Genomic DNA, 2,229 nt, shown 5'->3' on the forward strand with positions numbered 1-2,229 from the left:
CAAAGGCCTGCGAAATGGCTTTAAGAAACCTTCGCAGCGTCGCAAGATCGTTTTTTGCCTCCATACCGCTGAAATCATAGGTATCGCTGAACACTGACCAGCTCAGGTTCCGTTTCTGAAAAATGTACTTCGCAAACAGTCTCCGGAAATATTCATTGGGCACCCGGAGATGATCCCGGGCCATGTTTTTTACCCGGGCCTTTTTCATTTCGTCCGCTGCGGCCAGGGTAAGAAAACCCAGATGATAAAGGATGGAAAGACCTTCGTCCTTGCTGAGCTCGGCATGCTCATGAGATACCTTCACGGAACCGGGAAACTCAAAGGGGATCAGCCGGTTTCGGGTAATGGCGCTTATTATCCTCTCGCGATCCTGTTCTTGTATCAGATCCAGATATCCCGACAGTTTAACGTAATCAATATCATTGACGGACGAAATATTAAGTTCCGGAATGTTATATCTCCCGTCAATCAGATTGCTGACAAAACCAAGGCACAATGCGGCGTTACTGACTCCTTCAGAGCAGAATTTGTCAAAACGATACCCGTCATATCTTTCCGTAATAATGTCTGAGAGAACTTCCGGAGAATAGGAACACTTCTCAAAGTCAACTGTTTCCCGGAGGAGATCAAGAATTTCGCTCCGGGTAAAACCGGCGAGACTGTTAAGAGACGGCTTATCGGAAATGCTCCGGAAAACAAAACCGGACACGGCGGTATCCATGGTCACCGGAAGAACACCGGTTACGAAAATCCGTTCAATAACCTCTGACTGATTAAAATTACGGAGTACTCCGTAAAATGCTCCGATATCCCCTTCCTTTCTGGCAAGATCCGCAAACACACCAGGATCTCGGCTCAGGATATCATTGGTGAAATTATCGTACTCATCAATAATCACCATTAATTTAGATGAATCAAGCTCGTCTGATACGGAGTCTAAAAAATCAGACAGTACATCAGCAGCTGATACAAATCTTTCAGTGTCAGAATAATATCGATCAACGGCAGAAGTAAAAGAATAAGAATTGCATAACTGTACTTTATGAGAAAATAATTCAGGATAATTCCGGCAAAAAGATTTTATTCCGCGAATGGTTTGCCTTCTAAAAAATTTCATTGTTGTTGTAATGTCAATATTGCTCTGCACTCCTGAAAAATCAAACTTTAAAACATTGTAGGAATTTTTTAAAGGCGTGGGGTGAGAAGCAATCCAGGTTGTCTTAAAAAGTTCATCAAACTTTGAAGCCATGGCCTTATCGTAATAATACCGCATAATTTCGGTAAACATGGTTTTGCCGAACCTCCGGGGTCTTAAAAACATGGAAACCATTACTCCGGTATCTTCATATCTTTTTATATATTCAGTTTTGTCTATATAAACATAATCATTTCTGATAATAGTTTCAAATAGTGAAAATGATTCCGGTATTTGTTTCATAATACACCTCGTAAAAGATTTTCAAAAAATTCATGAGCAAAGCTTTAATTCCGGATCTTACATCCATGATGAACAGCTACGCGAAGATATTTTTCCAGATTTTTGCATCTTCTGCCGTATTTCAAGTTGTTTCATAAGAGATCTGTTCCGGGAGTTCTCATAACAGGGCGGTGGCTCCGGTTATCACTTTGCAGCATATATTCAGGATGTGGTTTACTCCGCTCCGGTATCCTGCGGGGCTGCCCGTTCTCCCGGAGCCGCCGTGTCAGAAGGAGCTTCGGCCAGCTTTGCCTGAGCAAGCTTCCGGTACTGGCAGCTCCGGGGATTCATAAAGGGATTCCCCCGGGGATCTCTCATGGCGCAGCCCTTGGTTCCGTAGCTCCGGGCCATGCGGCAGTCCCCGGCCTAAAAAAGCCGCAGGCTAAATCGCTGCCGAGGTCGCAGCCCGTCATCAGGATCCCGGTGATAATCCTTTCTTCATCCTTAAGATCCCGCGTGCGGCCGTCCCGGCGGTTTTCCGCAATCGGGCGGCAGACCGGGAGATCCTTCATAGCGCTGCCCTTCTTAAAATACTCTTCCGCAGTCTTCCGGGCTTCAGGCATTTAATTCATGATCTCCCCGTACTCCAGAGCCAGGAATCCCCGCATAATGCAGGAAAAGGCATAGCCCTGCTTGCAGCTCATTTCCGCCTCGGTAAAGGCATGGAGATATACGCGCATCTTCCGCACCCGGAAAAGAACCGACAGTCGCTGTTTTCCATGGGAGGTCGTCTTCTTTCAGCCTGCTCCCGT

Annotated in this window: 2 protein-coding genes; both read right to left on the reverse strand. The window is 45.9% G+C overall.

Features of this window, described 5'->3' with window-relative positions; all coding sequences use genetic code 11:
• Window positions 1–1,438: AAA family ATPase (locus tag ACJROR_RS04395; RefSeq protein ID WP_406546034.1), on the reverse strand; the 1,438-nt coding region annotated here is incomplete at its 3' end.
• Between the two features lie 213 nt (window positions 1,439–1,651).
• The gene (locus tag ACJROR_RS04400; protein ID WP_406037405.1) at window positions 1,652–1,828 is read right to left on the reverse strand and encodes a hypothetical protein; all 177 of its coding nucleotides are present in this window, start codon (window positions 1,826–1,828) and stop codon (window positions 1,652–1,654) included.
• Window positions 1,829–2,229 lie beyond the last annotated feature (401 nt).

The organism is Succinimonas sp., assembly GCF_045225735.1.
In the GTDB taxonomy this organism is placed as follows: Bacteria; Pseudomonadota; Gammaproteobacteria; order Enterobacterales; family Succinivibrionaceae; genus Succinimonas.

Bases quoted from the DNA above. Each gene is read 5' to 3' on its own strand.
- ACJROR_RS04400 (WP_406037405.1), bottom strand. From the start codon at position 1,828: ATGGCCCGGAGCTACGGAACCAAGGGCTGCGCCATGAGAGATCCCCGG.